7 protein-coding genes and 1 pseudogene are annotated in these 17,494 nt (G+C 61.9%); 2 read left to right on the plus strand and 6 right to left on the minus strand.

The features are described 5' to 3' along the window. Positions 1–100: 100 nt before the first annotated feature. Positions 101–1,591 carry a glycerol kinase GlpK gene (gene glpK / locus C5748_RS11905; protein ID WP_105742138.1) on the minus strand — a complete coding sequence of 497 codons (1,491 nt, stop codon included), beginning with the start codon at positions 1,589–1,591 and terminating at the stop codon, positions 101–103. Between the two features lie 210 nt (positions 1,592–1,801). On the opposite strand from glpK, the gene C5748_RS11910 reads away from it, so the two are divergent. Together C5748_RS11910 and C5748_RS11915 are read left to right on the plus strand one after the other, a co-directional pair. Beyond that, entirely contained in the window at positions 1,802–2,548 is a 747-nt protein-coding gene (locus C5748_RS11910) for an SDR family NAD(P)-dependent oxidoreductase (RefSeq protein ID WP_105742139.1), read from the plus strand. A 111-nt stretch (positions 2,549–2,659) separates the two neighbouring features. Continuing rightward, on the plus strand, positions 2,660–3,586 hold the full coding sequence (locus C5748_RS11915) for a carbohydrate kinase family protein (RefSeq protein WP_105742140.1): 927 nt from the start codon (positions 2,660–2,662) through the stop codon (positions 3,584–3,586). 252 nt (positions 3,587–3,838) lie between these two features. Here the strand turns inward: C5748_RS11915 and xylB are convergent, their stop codons facing one another. The 5 genes and pseudogenes from xylB to C5748_RS11945 form a co-directional block, all read right to left on the minus strand. Continuing rightward, a complete protein-coding gene (gene xylB / locus C5748_RS11925; protein WP_105742142.1) occupies positions 3,839–5,284 on the minus strand; it encodes a xylulokinase in 1,446 nt (481 codons plus the stop codon). Between the two features lie 175 nt (positions 5,285–5,459). Then, positions 5,460–6,764, minus strand: coding sequence for a nicotinate phosphoribosyltransferase (pncB, locus tag C5748_RS11930; protein ID WP_105742143.1), 1,305 nt, complete (start codon positions 6,762–6,764; stop codon positions 5,460–5,462). A gap of 210 nt (positions 6,765–6,974) precedes the next feature. Continuing rightward, positions 6,975–15,560 carry a glycoside hydrolase family 94 protein gene (locus tag C5748_RS11935; protein ID WP_105742144.1) on the minus strand — a complete coding sequence of 2,862 codons (8,586 nt, stop codon included), beginning with the start codon at positions 15,558–15,560 and terminating at the stop codon, positions 6,975–6,977. A gap of 283 nt (positions 15,561–15,843) precedes the next feature. Continuing rightward, positions 15,844–16,887: a sulfate/molybdate ABC transporter ATP-binding protein gene (locus tag C5748_RS11940; protein ID WP_105742227.1), complete on the minus strand. Its 1,044-nt coding sequence runs from the start codon at positions 16,885–16,887 to the stop codon at positions 15,844–15,846. Between the two features lie 11 nt (positions 16,888–16,898). Beyond that, a pseudogene (locus C5748_RS11945) lies at positions 16,899–17,225 on the minus strand (ABC transporter permease subunit); the annotation flags it as partial. Positions 17,226–17,494: the final 269 nt, after the last annotated feature.

Genomic DNA, 17,494 nt, shown 5'->3' on the forward strand with positions numbered 1-17,494 from the left:
AGAGCTGCGTCAGTCAATCTCCACCCTTGTGGGGGAGATGCCCGGCAGGGCAGAGGGGGGTGTATTACAAGTGCCAGCGTTTTATTTGAATGCGGACAGCCTATACCGTCAGCGTCCGCCGGACCGCATTTTTCCAGCCGGCGATCTTGGCCTTGCGTGTCTTGTCGTCCATCTTCGGCAGGAAGCGGGTTTCCAAGGCCCAGCTCTTGGAGAACTCCGCCTGCTTCGGCCAGATTCCCGCCTTCGATCCGGCGAGCCAGGCGGCACCCAGCGCCGTCGTCTCCAGAATGACCGGTCGATCCACCGGAGCGTCGAGAATGTCGGCAAGGCGCTGCATGGTCCAGTCGGAGGCCACCATGCCGCCATCGGCGCGCAGCACCGTCTTGCGGTCCGACGCCTTCCAATCCTTCTTCATGGCTTCAAGCAGGTCGCGGGTCTGGTAGGCGACCGATTCGAGCGCGGCACGGGAAAATTCCGCCGGACCGGAATTGCGCGTCAGGCCGTAGATCGCACCGCGTGCATCCGCATCCCAGTGTGGCGCGCCGAGACCGACAAATGCCGGGACCATATAAATGTCCTGACTTGGATCGGCGCTGTCGGCGAGCTTGCCGGATTCTGCCGCCGTGCCGATGATCTTCAGCCCGTCGCGCAGCCATTGCACCGCCGCGCCGGCGATGAAGATCGAGCCCTCCAGCGCATAGATCGTGCGGCCATCGAGGCGATAGGCGATGGTGGTCAACAGCCGGTTCTTCGAGCGCACCATTTCCGAGCCGGTGTTGATGAGCGCGAAGCAGCCGGTGCCGTAGGTCGATTTGATCATGCCGGGCTCGAAGCAGGCCTGCCCGATGACGGCGGCGTGCTGATCACCCGCCACGCCAAGGATCGGGATCGCCGCGCCGAGGATTTCCGCATCGGTGCTGCCGAAATCGGCGGCACAGTCCTTGACCTCCGGCAGCATCGCCTCGGGAATATCGAAGAGCTCGAGCAATTCCTCGTCCCAGCGATTTTCGGCGATATTGAAAAGAAGCGTACGTGCCGCGTTGGTCGCATCCGTCACATGGTTCCTGCCGCCGGTGAGGCGCCAGATCAGGAAGCTGTCGATCGTACCGAAGAGAAGCTCGCCCTTGCGCGCCCTTGCCCGCGCGCCCGGCACATTGCTCAGGAGCCACGAAAGCTTGGTGCCGGAAAAATACGGATCGAGCAGCAGGCCGGTCTTGCCGGTGACCATTTTCTCCAGGCCCTGCTTCTTCAGCCTGCGGCATAAATTGGCGGTGCGGCGGTCCTGCCAGACGATGGCGTTATGGACAGGCTTGCCGGTCGCCTTCTCCCAGACGACGACCGTCTCGCGCTGGTTGGTGATGCCCAGCGCGCCGACCTGTCCCGCCTCGATATGGGCATTGCGGATCGCTTCGCCGCAGGTCGCGACGACGGAGCGCCATATGTCCTCCGGGTCATGCTCCACCCAGCCCGACCGCGGATAGATCTGCGGGAATTCCTGCTGGCCGAGGCCGACGACCCTGCGGTCGCCGTCAAAGACGATGGCCCTGCTCGAGGTGGTTCCCTGATCGATTGCGAGTACGTAGTCCGGCATGATTCCTCCTCCATTCGAGCAGCAACCTAGCGCATCGGACCGAAAACCGGAATCTGTTTTCGAAGCATACGATGCGCAAATTCAATCACTTACAGCGTCTTCGTGCGCCCGTTCGTGTTCATTGCGTTCGATGATTTCCTATTTGCAATCAATGGCCTCGAAATCTTGAGCGGCATCGTCTATTAAAAGACACCAACGAGGCACCCTTACATGACCGACACCACCAAGAAGACGCTTGTACTGACCGGAGCGAGCCGCGGCATCGGGCATGCGACCGTCAAACGCTTCTCGCGCGCCGGCTGGCGCGTCATCACCTGCTCGCGGCAGGATTTCTCCGAGAATTGTCCATGGCCCGCCGGGCCGGAAGATCACATCAAGATCGATCTTTCCGACGCCGAGAATATCGGCCGCGGTATTTCGGAGATCCGCCGGCGGCTGGAAGCGGAGGGCAGCAAGCTTTACGCGCTGGTCAACAATGCCGGCATATCGCCCAAGGCGGAGGGCGGGCGGCGGCTCAATTCCATCGAGACGCCGATGCAGGTCTGGCGCGACGTGTTCCAGGTCAATTTCTTCGCACCGATCATGCTGGCGCGCGGCCTCTTCAAGGAGTTGGAGGCGGCGCAGGGTTCGGTGGTGAATGTCACATCCATCGCGGGAAACCGGGTGCATCCTTTCGCCGGGACCGCTTATTCGACGTCGAAGGCAGCGCTCGCCGCACTGACGCGCGAGATGGCGTCGGATTTCGGGCCGCACGGCATCCGTGTCAATGCCATCGCGCCGGGCGAAATCGAAACCTCCATCCTGTCACCCGGCACCGAAAAGCTCATCGAGCGCCTGCCGCTGCGCCGCCTCGGCCAGACTTCGGAGGTGGCCGAGATGATCTACTTCCTGTGCACGGAAGCCTCCTCCTATGTCACCGGATCGGAAATCCATATCAATGGCGGGCAGCACGTATAGCTTGCGCGCGGCATTTTCCATGTTGCTTGAAAGGCGCAAAAAGTTTAGCGCTTTTCTCAATTCAATCGGTTTAGATATCCACCCGAACGGATATCAGAGAGGAGAACCCGCATGATCCTTTCCTGCGGCGAAGCGTTGATCGACATGCTGCCGCGCGAAACGGCGGATGGCCAGGCGGCTTTTGTGCCGCATGCGGGCGGAGCATTGTTCAACACGGCCATCGCCATCGGCAGGCTGGGCGCGCCGGCCGGCTTCTTCTCCGGTCTCTCCTCGGATTTTCTCGGCGATATCCTGCGCGAGGCGCTCAAACGCTCGAATGTCGACATTTCCTTCTGCGCCACCGCCGACCGCCCGACGACGCTTGCCTTCGTGCGCCTCGTCAATGGCCAGGCGAGCTACGCCTTCTATGACGAGAGCACGGCGGGCCGGATGCTGACCGAGGCCGATCTGCCAGAGCTCGACGACCGTGTCTCGGCACTGCTTTTCGGTGCGATCAGCCTTATCCCCGAGCCCTGCGGCAACACCTATGAGGCATTGATGGCGCGCGAGGCGGGACGCCGGGTCATCATGCTCGACCCGAACATCCGTCCCGGCTTCATTGCCGACCGCGAAAAGCATCTGGCGCGACTGCGCCGCATGATCGCCATGGCCGATATCGTGAAAATGTCCGACGAGGATATCGCCTGGTTCGGGGAAGGCACCGAACACGATAAAATCGCCGCCGACTGGCTGACGCGCGGGCCGAAGCTGATCATCATCACGCGCGGTGCCTCAGGGGCCGATGCCTATACGCTGCGCGGCAAAATCAGCGTTCCCGGCGTCAAGGTCACCGTGGCGGATACGGTGGGCGCAGGCGATACGGTCAATGCCGGCGTGCTGGTGGGCCTATACCGGCAAGGCCTTCTCACCAAGCAAGCCGTCGCCAATCTTGGGGAGGACCAGGTCCATGCCTGCGTGGCCCTCGGCGTCCGCGCCGCCGCCATTACAGTGTCGCGTGCCGGCGCCAACCCGCCATGGCAGAGCGAGATGGCGGATTAATCCGGCCAGACGGGGTTGGCGCTTCTTCAACCCCCCTCTGCCCTGCCGGGCATCTCCCCCACAAGGGTGGAGATTGGCTGACACTGCCCTTCACGTTTATCCTGCGACACCTGCGATTGCTGCCGAACATCTATGAAGGCGTAATCTCCCTCCTTGTGGGGGAGATGGCCGGCAGGCCAGAGGGGGGTGTTACCGCGCCAGCGCTTTTTACCTGAAAGTGAAGCGCTCAAGGAAGAGTATCGGCTTCCAATTTCAGTTTCGAAGCGCCGGATAAAGTCCACGATAACGGGCATAGGCGTCATCGAAGGCGTCTCGCAGGCGGGGCTCCGGCTCGATGGTTTCGGCAATGGAGGGTAATGTGCAGATCGCCCAGGGATCGGCCTTCTCCGCCGCGATCAGCCCGAGGCGGGCAGCCCCGAAAGCGCCGCCGAAATCGCCATCGGCGGGCACGTCGACAGGCAACTCCAGAGCCGTGGCAATCGCCCGCAGCCAATAATCCGAACGCGAGCCGCCGCCCACTGCCGTCACCCGTTCAAGCCTCGTGCCGGCGGCGGCGAGCGCTTCAAGATTGTCGCGAAATGCGAAGGCGACGCCTTCGACAACCGCCTGCGTCAGCGCGGCGCGATCACTTTCGCGGCCAAGGCCGACAAAGGCGCCGCGGACCGAAGCGTCGTTATAGGGCGTGCGCTCGCCTGAGAGATAGGGCAGGAAGGTGACGCCCGATGGCGCTTTCAGCGTGTCGCCCAGCTCCGCGGTCAGATTGACGGGATCGCTGCGTGCAATATTCGCATACCAGTTGAGCGCATCTGTCGCCGACAGGATGACGCCCATCTGGTGCCAGGTTTTCGGCAGGGCATGACAGAAGGTATGCACCGCACTTGCCGGATTTGGCGAATAGGTGGCGTTTGCCGCGAAAAGGACGCCTGAGGTGCCCAGCGAGATAAAGGCCTGGCCGGGCGAGACCGTGCCCATGCCGCAGGCCGATGCGGCATTATCGCCGCCGCCGCCGGCCACGACCGCGTCTTCGCGCATGCCCCAGCGCCGGGCCAGATCCGGCTTGAGCATGGCGGAAATCTGCGTGCCTTCGACGAGCGACGGCATATGGCTTTCATCAAGATCGGTCGCGGCCAGGAGTTCCGGCGACCAGCGGCGCTGACCGACATCGAGCCACGCGGTGCCCGCCGAATCCGACATGTCCGAGACATATTCGCCGGTCAGCCATAAGCGCAGATAATCCTTCGGCAGCAGAACCCGTGCAACCTTTGCGAAAATCTCCGGTTCATTGTGCTTCACCCATAGGAGCTTCGGCGCCGTGAAGCCCGGAAAGACGATATTGCCGGTGATCTCGCGGAAGCGCGGATCGGCATCGAGGGCGGCGGCTTCCTTGTGAGAGCGCGTATCGTTCCACAAAATGCATGGCCGCAACACCTCGCCATTACCATCCAGCAGGGTCGCTCCATGCATCTGGCCGGAAAGGCCGATGCCGCGCACAGCGGCAAGCCTTGCCGGAAACGTGGATTTCATCACGTCGAGCACGGTTTCCAGCGCATCGATCCAGTGTGCCGGATTCTGCTCCGACCAGCCGGAATGCGGGCGCGCGACACTGAGGGAAGCGGAGGCGGAAGCGGTTATGCGCTGATTGTCGTCAATCAGCAGAGCCTTGATGCCTGATGTTCCAAGATCAATTCCAAGATACATGATGTGCCATCTCCTCCGTCTGGCCAACACATTCTTTGCTTGCACAAGTCCGGGCTTTGCTCGCACAAGTCCGGGCGGAAAGTAATCCGTACTTTCGTGGAAAACCGCTCCCGCTTCCCAACTTGCACATTGTCTCCCACGCAAGTCCGGGCGAGCGCCCTTTTCCCGGACTTGCTTAGACCTTCACAAGATGCTCCACGCGATCCTCGTCGCCGAAGAATTCGAGATAGCGCTGAACCTCCTTCGGATCGCCCGTCGCCTTGCGTGGATTATCCGAGAGCTTGACAGCCGGGCGGCCGTTCGCCTCGCTGACCTTGCAGACCAGTGAGATCGCGGTCAGGCCGTCGACATCCGTCGGGGCGCAATCGGCAAAATCATTGGTCAGGTTGGTGCCCCAGCCAAAGCTCATCCGGACCCTGCCGTGGAAATGGTGATAGGCTTCCTTGATCGTATCGACATCGAGCGCATCGGAGAAAATCAGGAGTTTCTCGCGCGGGTTCTTGCCCTTCTCCTTCCACCAGCCGACGATGCGTTCGCCACCTTCGATCGGCGGGGCGCTGTCGGGGCGGAAGCCCGTCCAATCGGCCACCCAATCCGGCGCATCGCGCAGGAAAGCGGTGGTGCCGAACGTATCGGGAAGCACAATCAGGAGATTGCCGCCATAATAGCGGTTCCATTCCTGCAGCACGCGATAGGGCGCGCTGCGCAATTCCTCATCGTTTCGGGACAGGGCGGCGAGAACCATCGGCAGTTCATGGGCGTTGGTGCCGAGCGCTTCGAGATCGTTGTCCATGGCGAGCAGCACGTTGCTCGTGCCGGTAAAGGCTTTGCCGATACCTTCCTTCAACGCCTCGACGCACCAGCGCTGCCACAGGAAGGAATGGCGGCGGCGCGTGCCGAAATCCGAGATCTTGAGATCGGGAAGCTGGCGCAGGCTTTCGACCTTGCTCCACATCTTCGCCTTGGCGCGGGCATAAAGCACGTCGAGCGAGAAGGGACCGAGCGATTTCATCGCCGCGCGGGAGCGCAATTCATTGATGATGGCGAGGGCTGGTATCTCCCACATGGTCGTGTACATCCACGGGCCATGGAAGTTCAGCTCGTATTGGCCGTCGCGGCGGACGAGCTCATATTCCGGCAATTGGAAATCGGCGAGCCAGGCGAGGAATTCCGGCGCGAAAATCTGCTTGTGACCGTAGAAGCTGTTACCTGCGAGCCAGATCATCTCCTTCTTGCCGAAGCGCAGCGTACGCGCATGATCGAGCTGGGCGCGCAGTTCCGCTTCCTCGATCTCGTCGGCAAGACGCACGGAGGTCGTGCGGTTGATGAGGGAGAAGGTCGCATCGACCTTGGGGTAGAGGCCCCAGATCATCTGCAGCATCAGGAGTTTATAGAAATCCGTATCCAGCAGACTGCGGATGATCGGATCGAGCTTCCATGTATGGTTGTAAACGCGCCGCGCGATATCAGTTTTGGCCATGCTGCCTCGGTCTCCCCCGAATGCTCCCATTCGCCGGACAGGCATGGAGCGCGTGATATGTGCTGGCTGCCGGACAGCGCTGTCAAGCAACGCGTCGTATTTGCTGACGGAACAGCCCATCCGCACTGAACCACCAGCACCCGGATCGACATGCAAAGATGATCAAAGCCGCCGGAAAATGAAAGAGCGGGGAAAACCCCGCTCCTTCGTTTAGCTTTTTGAAGCCGATTTGGGAAGCTCTACAATAATTTCGTGATCGCCCGACTTCTTCAGCAGGATACCCTTCTCCGGCTGCAATACTTTCTTGCCGTTGAGCTTGAGCGACCTGGACTTTCCGCCGGTCCTGACCGTGATGCGGTAGGAGGCTTCACCGATGCGCAGGGAGACGTTGCAGCCATCCCATTCCGGCGGCAGTGCCGGATCGACGAAGAGCCGGTCGGCGCGGCGGCGCAGACCGAGGATACCTTCCGTCGCGACCCGATAAAGCCAGCCGGCGGAGCCGGTATACCAGGTCCAGCCGCCCTGCCCGCGCCGCGGCTCGACGGAATAGATATCGGCGGCGACCACATAGGGTTCGACGCGATAGCTGTCGGGATTGCGGCTGTGATGGATCGGGTTGATCATCTGGAACCAGCGATAGGCTTCGGCATTCTGTCCAAGCTGCGTCAAAGCGAGGATCGCCCAGGTCGCACCATGGGTGTACTGACCACCATTTTCGCGCACGCCCGGCGGGTAGCCCTTGATATAGCCCGGTTCACGCTCCGTCTTGTCGAAAGGCGGGGTGAACAGGCGCAGGAGTTCGCCTTCCTCATCCAGAAGATGCTCGCGCAGCGACTGCATCGCCTGTTCGGCACGCTGCGGATCGGCGACGCCTGACAATACGCCCCAGGATTGGGCAATGGCATCGATGCGGCACTCGTCGCTTTCCTTCGAGCCGAGTGGTGAACCATCGTCATAATAGCCGCGGCGATACCACGCGCCGTCCCAGCCGGCGTTTTCCAGCGCAGCCTTGAGATCGTCGACATGCTGCTGCCAGGCGGTTGCGCGGGCCCCGTCCTTGCGCTCACGCGCGATCGGAATGAAGTTCTGCAGTGTGTGGGCGAGGAACCAGCCAAGCCATACGCTCTCGCCCTGGCCGTTGATGCCGACGAGGTTCATGCCGTCGTTCCAGTCGCCGCCGAGCATCAGCGGCAGGCCATGCTGGCCGGTGCGGGCGACGGCAAGATCGAGCGCCAGCGCGCAATGCTCGTAGATGCTCGCCTTATCCTCCGACACCGCCGGCTCATAGAACGCGTCGTGCTCGCCCTCTTCGAGCGCCTTTCCTTCAAGGAACGGCACCTTCTCGTCGAGAACGGCGGCATCCCCCGTTACCTCGGTATAAAGGGCCGCGGCATAACCGAGCCAGACGACATCGTCCGATATCAGCGTGCGTACGCCAGCGCCCGTGGCGGGCAGCCACCAATGCTGGACATCGCCCTCGCGGAACTGCCGCGATGCGACATTGAGGAGCTGCTTGCGCGCCAGCGATGGATCGAGCGCCAGAAGCGCCAGCGTGTCCTGCAACTGATCGCGGAAACCATAGGCGCCGCTCGCCTGATAGAAGGCAGCGCGCGCCCAGATGCGACAGGCAAGGCTCTGATAGGGCAGCCAGCGATTGACCATCAGATCGAAGGACGGATCCGGGGTTTCGACCTGCAAGCCGCCAAGGAAATCCAGCCAGAACGCCTGCGTTGCCTGAAGCGTCTTGTCGAAGGATTTCTTCTTCTGAGCGGTGATGAGACGGCGTGCCTCGTCCTCGCCATCAGCGTTGCCGATGAAGAAGACCAGTTCCTTTTCAGCACCCGCAGCGATCTCCAGATCGAAAGCCAGAGCGGCGCATGGATCGCGGCCGGCTTCGACCGTGTTGGAAAGCGGTCTTCCCTGGATCACCGTATCAGGCCGTTCGACCGCACCGGTGGCGCCGATGAACTCGACGCGGTCCGCGGTCACCGAAGTCGGCGCCATCGAAGCCGCGAAGAAGGCGATTTGCCCCGATTTATCGACATGGTAGGGGTTGCGGGCGAAAAGCGCACCGAGCTTGATATCCTGCGTCGGCACGATGAACGGTGCGTTTTTGGCGCGGACATTGCCCAGCACCCATTCGACATAGCCATAGACCCGCAGCCGCTTCGGCAGATTGCCGCGATTGGCGATCCGCAATCGTGAAAGCCGCACCGGCTTTTCCGGATCGACGATGTGGGTCAGCGTCAGCGCCATGTTGTCCTGCTCGGAGGAGAAGCTGGAATAGCCCTGCCCGTGCTTCGCCTCATAGGTCGCCGTTTCGTCGCGCAGCACGGCCGCCACCGGCGAACAGGCGACGCCCGTATCCAGATCGACGATATAGATCGCCTCGCCCGGACGGTTCGTCACCGGATCGTTGGCCCAGGGCGTCAACTGATAGTCCCGGCTGTTGCCCGCCCAGGTGAAGCCCGCGCCTTCGGCCGAAACATGGAATCCGAAGGAGGGGTTGGAGATGACATTGATCCAGGGATGCGGCGTGGTGCGCAGTCCATTGAGGCGGACCACATAATCACCATCGGCGTCGAAACCGCCATAACCGTTCCAGAACTGCAGATCTCCGCCTTCCGGCAATCCAGGTTTTCTTTTCGGTGCAGCGCGGACCGGCAATGGCGCCTTCACCGTTTCGGCGGCACGCTCGGCTGCCGCCATCGCGTCTTCGGCCTCGGTGAGGCTTTCGCTGCGGGCGGCCAGATCGCCGGTGATCTCCTCGGTGCGGCGCAGCTGTTCGGTGAGCGAACCGTTCTGTGCGTGCATGACGATGCGGGCAGACGCGAGCAGCGTATTATAGGTCGCCTCGCTCATCAGGTCGCGGCGTACCGCGAAGATGTGCTGGCGCGGTCCCTGGAGGGCACCCCTGGCGCGATAATTCTCGCATATCCATTCGATGCCGCGGTGGAAATCCTGGGCATAGGAGAAGGAGCGTTCGTTGATGGCGACGACATCGACTACCAGCCCCTTGGCGCGCCAATATTCCTGTGCCTTGAGCACGTCGCGCAGCACATCGAGATCGGCGTCATTGTCCATGCGCAGGGCGAATATCGGAAAATCGCCTGAAATGCTGAGCGGCCAGAGCTCCGATTGCATGCCGAGGCCGCTGGCGATGGTTTCCGGCGGCTGGCGGAGCGCGCGGTCGGGATAGATGAGATAGGTCGCGACCTTCTGGTATTCCGCGGCCTGCGACGGGCTGATGCCGATATGGTGGAGGCGCACCTGGGAGCGGGTCCATGACAGGGAGAACTCGCGCGCGAAGCACTCGGGATGACGATAGCGCGAAGCGGCTTCCTCGATGCCCTGGCGTGTATCGCTGGCGAGCGTCCAGAAAACCAGGCTCACCTTCTTGCGTGCGGGAACGCGGACGCGGCAGCGCACCGATGCGATCGCATCGAGCACGCATCCCTGGCTGCCGGTCAGATGCGCACCCGCCTCGAACGCTGCCGGATTGCGCAGGCTGCGGCCGCGGCCGATGAAGACGCGCCGGTCGGTTTCGGCCTCCGCTTCGCGCGCCGCGCCGGTCAGGTCGGCAACGAAATGCGCGACATGGATATCGGGATCCGTCGGCGCGCGCTTGCGCCGTGTGGCATAGATCGTCGCGCCATTGGCGGCGATCTCGGTCTCGACGAACATCTTGGCGAAAGCCGGATGGGCGCTGTCCACCTCATCCGAGGTCAACACCAGTTCTGCGTAGGACGTGACCTCGATGACGCGGTCGCGCGCACTGGTGTTGACGATATCGATGCGGCGGCCTTCACCGTTGGATTCGGAAGCGACGACGCATTCGACGACGGTGTTGATATCGCCGACGGACTTGAAAAACTCCGCCTTGTCGTCGGTGAAAACGACCTTCGCCTCATCTTCTACGCTGCGCGTCGGTTCGCCCGTCGCAGACCACCAATTGCCGGTTTCCACATCACGCAGGAACAGGAACGTGCCCTGCATGTCCTCGGCGGCATCCGGCTGGAAGCGGGTGATCGACAGATTGTTCCAGCGGCTGTAGCCCGAACCGTTGGCCGTCAGCATCACCGCATATTGGCCATTCGACATGAGCTGCGTGGCGCGCTGCGCCTTGAGCGGCGTTTCGATGATGCGCATCGGCGCGTCGTCGAAGCCGCCGCTGTCGACACGCATCGGATTTTCCGTCTTGGCGTGCACCATCGGAATTTCGCGCGGCGCCTTTTCCTGGAGCAGCAGTTCCGCCGCCTCGATCACCGGATCGCTGTGGAAGCGTTCCCGCATGCGGCCGTCGAATATGACGTTGTCGACGGCGATGATCGACATGCCGCTATGGTGCGCATAATAATTGCGCACGATGGCGCATTTCTCTCCCTCGCGAACGCGCGACGGGGTGAAATCCACGGAATCGTGGAAGCCGTAGGGGCCGAGCGCGCCGAGCGCCTGCAGGCGCTTGAGATTGGCCACCGCTTCCGCCGGCTGGTATTGGGCGGCAAGCAGGCTCGCATAGGGCGCGATCACCGCATTCTTGGAAAGGCCGCGCTTCAATCCGAGCGTCGGCACACCGAAATTGGTGTATTGATAGTTCATCTCCGGATCGCGCGCATTGTAGGCGGCCTCCGAGATGCCCCAGGGCAGTCCGCGCGAGGTCGCATATTCGATCTGGCGCTTGACGATCAGCTTGTTGGTCTGATCCAGCATGGAGCCGAGCGGCTCGGTCATCACCAGCGGCGGCATCAGATATTCGAACATCGAGCCGGACCAGGACAGAAGCGCGCCCTTCCAGCCGACGGGGACGAGAAGCCGTCCGAGACGGAACCAGTGATCCACGGGAACGTCGCCCTTGGCGATGGCGAAGAGGCTTGCCAGACGCGCCTCGGAGGCCAGCAGATCGTAGCAGCTCTCGTCGAGCTCGTTTTCCTGCACGCGATAGCCGATCGAGAGCAGGCGGCGCTCCTTGCGCTCGAGAAAATCGAACTGCATGTCGAAAGCAAGCTGGCGGGCGCGCGTGGCAAGGCCGCGCAGCTGCTCACGCAGCACGTCCGTGTCATGCTCGCCGATGGCATCGTCGGTATGCGCCTTGCAGGTGTCGACGAGAATGCGGGCCCACTGGCTTGCGGCGAGGCTTTCGGGGCTTCCGATCTCGCTGTTCAGCTCATCGGTCAGCCGGACGATATCATTGGCGTAGAGGGAAAGGTTGATCGTGCGGAAGGAGGCGGTCTCCGGCTCCTCCTTGACCGATCTGACGGCGCGGCGGAAATTCGATATGCGTTCTTCGAGCCGGCGGCGCAACGGACGCAGGATGCGCCTGTCATCGGGTATTTCCGCAATCGTCTCCTCGAGGATATCGTTGACGTCGAGGATGCCGTCGAGGTCGCTCTGCAGATAGACCGATGGCGCCTCCGCCCATTCCTCCAGCGCAGAGGAAAGCGTGACCAGATGACCCGCCAGATTGCCGCTGTCGACCGAGGAGACATAGAGCGGCATCAAGGGGTTGAGGCTGGTCGTATCGTACCAGTTGTAGAGATGGCCGCGATATTTCTCCATCTTCTCGACGGTCGAAAGCGTACCGTCGATGCGGCTCAGCGTGTCGGCGAAGCCGATCCAGCCGAAATCGCGGGCAGCGACGACGGAGAGCAGATAGACGCCGATATTGGTCGGCGACGTGCGCGGCGCGACAATCGGGAAAGGCTCTTCCTGGAAATTGTCCGGCGGCAGATGGTTGTGGTCCTCATTGGTGAATGCCTCGAAATAACGCCAGGTCCGGCGGGCGAAGCGGCGCAGATCGCCCTTGTCGGAAGAGCGGACCTCCAGCGTATCCTGCGGCTTGGCCGAGCGGCTGACGAGCCAGGCGATGAGGGGCGAGCAAAACCAGATGAGCACGAAGGGCAGAGCGATCAAAACCGCCTGGCTTTCCAGCAGAAGCGGGATCAGCAACGCCACACCGGCGATGGCCATCGCGGGCCACATCAGCCTGGCATAATAACCGAGCGTATCGGGCGATGATTTCTCCTCCGCCGCCGTGCGCCATTCGAGCAGATTGCGATGCGAGACGCCGAGACGGAAACCCGTCCGCACGATGGCATCTGCCATCAGGAAAGCCGAGTGGGCGATGAATGTGGTGCGCAGCGCCACATCCGCTATGCCAAGCGTCATATCGGTCAGGATGGATTGCAGATGACCCTTCAGCGAAAAGTCCATGCTGGCCGGTATGAGATTGGTGACCAGACCGAAGGTCGGGGCGACGAACATGCTCGCCAGCAGAAAAAACTGCCACAGCGCCGCCGCACCGAGCGGCAGGAGAGACCAGCCCGCGATGGAAGCGAGAACCCAGAAGATCGGATTGAGCGAGCGGCGCAGATTGTCCGCCATCTTCCAGCGCGTGATCGGCGTGACGCCGCGACCGGACGAGAAGAGATAGGGCAGAAGCTGCCAGTCGCCCCGCGCCCAGCGATGGTGGCGCGATAGGTCGACATTATACCCGGTCGGGTAGTCCTCGACGATTTCGACGTCGCTGACCAGAGCGCTGCGCGCATAGCCGCCCTCGAGAAGGTCATGGCTGAGGATGGTGTTTTCCTCGATGCGCCCCGCCATCGCCTTTTCGAAGGCGTCGACATCGTAGAGACCCTTGCCGGTGAAGGTGCCTTCACCGAGGAGATCCTGATAAACATCGGAAACGGCGAAGACATATGGGTCGATGCCGCGATTGACCGAGAAGACACGCTGCAGGAACGATGCATCGTCGCCGGTCGTCAGCGATGGCGTGACGCGCGGCTGCAAGATACCGTAGCCGCGAACCACGCTACCCGATTTCTCCTCGATCACCGGTCGGTTGAGCGGGTGGCTGAGCTTGCCCGCGAGATGGGTGACCGATTCCGGCGTCAGCCTTGTATCGGCGTCGAGCGTCATGACGAATTTCACGCCCGATGGCAGCTGCTCATCGGCGGGGAAGAAGCTCGTATCCTGATCGCCGCGCAAAAGCAGGTTGAGCTCGTGCAGCTTGCCGCGCTTACGCTCCCAACCCATCCAGCATCCCTGCTTGGGATTGAACAGGCGGCGGCGGTGCAGGATGAAGAAGCGCGGCTGTCCCTCGCCGGTATAGTGATAGTTCAGCTTGGCGATTTCGGCGCGCGCATATTCGAGGACCTCCATATCGGCCGCCGCCATCTCCTCGTCCGAGTCGAGCCAATCGCTGACCAGGGCGAAATAGACCTCGCCGCGCGGATTGGTGAGGTAATGGACCTCGAGATTGCGGATATGCTCATCGACGGAATCACGCGAGGTGATGAAGGTCGGCACCGCCACCAGCGTGCGCGCTTCCGCCGGCACGCCTTCCTTGTATTCGTAGCCGATGAGCCGCGTCGGCTGGACGAACCAGGGCACCAGCGAATTGAACAACGCGTATGCGGCATCGACCGTCGGGAAGACGGCCAGCAGCGTGAAGGCCGCGACGGTGCCGGACGAAAGGCCAAGCCTGGTCAGGCAATAATGCACGATCGCGAGCGTAATCAGCGAAATGATGCCGATCGGCGCCGCGAGGCCCCAGAGCCCGAGGCTGCGATAGAAACGCAACAGGCGCAGCGACAAAGGCGGCTCGTAGCCGCAGATGCGCTCGAGTTCGAGCCTGCCCTCGCCCGCCAGATAATATGCGACGGCGCCGGTGCCCCTGGCTTCTTCATGGCCGGCTGTCTCGGCGCGGTTGCCGTCTTCGGCAAGCCTCAGCGCCGCCCATGTGATGTCGATCTCACCCAGTCGCGAATGGCGCGCCATCTTCTCGATGGTGATGCGATAGGCGTTGCGGGAACGGAAATCGAGTTTCTGGAAATCGCTATGCTCGCGCAGGATGGTGTCGACCTCGTTGACGGTCTCGAACCACGAGGTCCAATCCACGTCATCGATCGACTTGAGGCTGCGGACGATGTTGCCCATCGAAACACCGCCTGTCGATTGACGGGCATGTTCCTGGATGATGGCGTCCTCGGCATCGCTGCCGTGCTTTTCGAGTTCCTCTTCCAGCCAATCGGCGGCAGCGCCCACATCGGTCGAACCGCCGCGCAGGCGATAGAGCAGATGCGTCGCAAAAGTGCTGTCACGGGCCGCTTCGTCATATTTGCACAGGACCTGATCCAGTTCCTCCTTGGACTGGGCAAGGGCGATCTCGTCGGCCACCTTGTTGGCGGCATTGCGCATTCCGCGGGCGCGATCGACACGCAGCGCCAGACGGCGGGCATTCTCGATGAGAACGAAACGCACGGCGGAAGGCAGCGCCCACAATTCGCCGATGCGCAGGGGCTCCACGGTCTGGAAACCATTGACGATCGCCGTCAGCGTCTTCAGCGAAAAATTGCTGTCGGTATGGGCCACGTAGAGCCAGGCCAGCGCGAAGATGCGCGGCATGCCCTCGACGGGCGGGAAAGGCGGCAACTGGCGCAAAAAGCGTGTGGGCAGATCGCGGCGCACCTGCTGGATGTTCTTGTCCACGGTATAATGATTGTCGAGCAGCCATTGCGCGGCCGGCGTGATCGTTTCTCCGGCGCGGGAGGCGGCATCGGAGGAGCGATAGGCATGCAGGATCAGCCGGGCGTTTTCCGACAGCCGTTTCTCGAAAGCGAAGGGCTCGTATTCCGGCAGACGGATGTTCTCATTCTGCGCGACGTCCGCCGCAAGCTTCTGCAGATCTTCAGGCGACTTGTAGGGAGCGCGGATGGGAATCGGCAACTCGGAAAGAAGCTTCCCCTCAGGCTTGCGGGAAAAGAACGACGACATGGAGAAAGACAAAGCCGGCATATGCCCTTGCAGCCTTATGAATTGAGACAGTTTTCACGTTCCGGGTCGAAGACCCGGAGCAAACAGGCTGGTTCCGTACCGAAGCCTTTGAATGGATACGCCCCAGCCTCGACCCGTGGTTGCTGACTAGATTTGGCCAAATTGCGTCGGATGGTCCCGAGTTCGGCTAAATCACTTCATCCGCAACGCACAAATCGTTCTGCATGTTAATCTTGCGTTAGAAGGCACGCATCCGCAAGGCGCTTCTGCGCGCCGCGGCCGCTGTATACACGCAAGGCCTATGTCATGGCTTGGCGGGGAAGAGCTTCCAGTGCTTCGGTTTGAAGGCGACGCGGCTCTTCTCGGCAGATGGATGATCGGCGGGGACCTCTATTTCGACGCGATCGCGCCCGCCGCCGATTTCCAGTTCGACGCGGCGTGTGCCGGCGGCCCGGCGGCTCGCCGCAACCGTGCCGACGATGCAGCCGCCGGAACTCTCGATCAGCTCGACATCATGCGGACGGAAAAAGAGCGTCGCCTCGCCATCCGGCACGTCGCCTGCCGACAGACCGATATTGCGGTCGGCGCACCACACCACGCCATTCTCTATCCTGACGGGAAGCGCGCTCGATTCGCCGATGAAGCCGTAGACGAAAGGTGAATTTGGCCGATCATAGACCTCGTCGGGCGTGCCGATCTGCTCGATGCGGCCCTGGCTCATGACGACGACGCGATCGGCCAGTTCCAGCGCCTCGTCCTGATCGTGGGTGACGAATACGGTCGTATACCCGGTCTTGTCGTGAATTTCGCGAAGCCAGCGCCGCAGCTCCTTGCGCACCTGCGCATCCAGTGCGCCGAAAGGTTCGTCGAGCAGCAGCACCCTCGGCTCGATGGCCATGGCGCGGGCGAGCGCCACGCGCTGCCGCTGGCCGCCCGAGAGCTGTGTCGGATAGCGTTTCTCCAGCCCGCCCAGCTGGACGAAATCAAGCAGCTCCAGCGCGCGGCGGCGGATTTCTCCCTTCGCCGGACGATCCGAAGACGGACGCACCTTGAGGCCGAAGCCGACATTGTCGAGGACGGTCATGTGCCTGAACAGCGCATAATGCTGGAAGACGAAGCCGACATTGCGCTCCTGCACGGTCTTTTGCGAGGCATCCTCGTCGCCGAAGAACACCGTCCCTTCCGTCGGCGTTTCCAGCCCCGCGATAAGGCGCAAGAGCGTGGTCTTGCCGGAGCCGGAGGGGCCCAGCAGCGCGATCAGTTCGCCCGAGCCTATATCCAGCGAAACATTGTGCAGCGCCGGAAACCGGTCGAACTCCTTGCGCACATCGACAGCGCGAACATCCATCATCAATCCTTTCAGCGTCTAGACGCGGTTCCCGTTTTGGCGCACAGGAGGAACCGCCCTATCAAACAACGCAAGCCGCATGCCACCGCAAAGGCGGCAACGAGGTTATATTCGTTATAGAGAATTTCCACATGCAGCGGCATGGTGTCGGTCAATCCGCGAATATGGCCGCGAATATGGCCCGAGACCACCGACACGGCGCCGAATTCTCCCATGACGCGGGCATTGCAGAGAAGCGCGCCATAAAGCAAGCCCCATTTGATGTTCGGCAGCGTCACATGACGGAATGTCTGCCAGCCGCCGGCGCCGAGGACAAGCGCCGCCTCCTCGTCGCCTGTTCAGGGGATGAACAGACCATATCGAACCATTGCGCTATCTCCGTGCTGATATCCATTAGAGGCTACCAGATCACTGGAGAATGCGGGAACGCTATAAACCATCTATTTTAGTAGGATTTATGAAAATTTTCCGCACGATGCGGGAGAAACGGGGAATTATATCCCAAAAGGCGCCCTGGACCGATAAATGCTTGCGCGCGTCTCGCGCATCTGGGCCAGGGCAGGCGAACAGCGCGGCGGCTTATGACCGCCGCGCGATATCGACCGGA

It is taken from the genome of Phyllobacterium phragmitis (assembly GCF_002980495.1).
Lineage (GTDB): Bacteria > Pseudomonadota > Alphaproteobacteria > Rhizobiales > Rhizobiaceae > Paramesorhizobium > Paramesorhizobium phragmitis.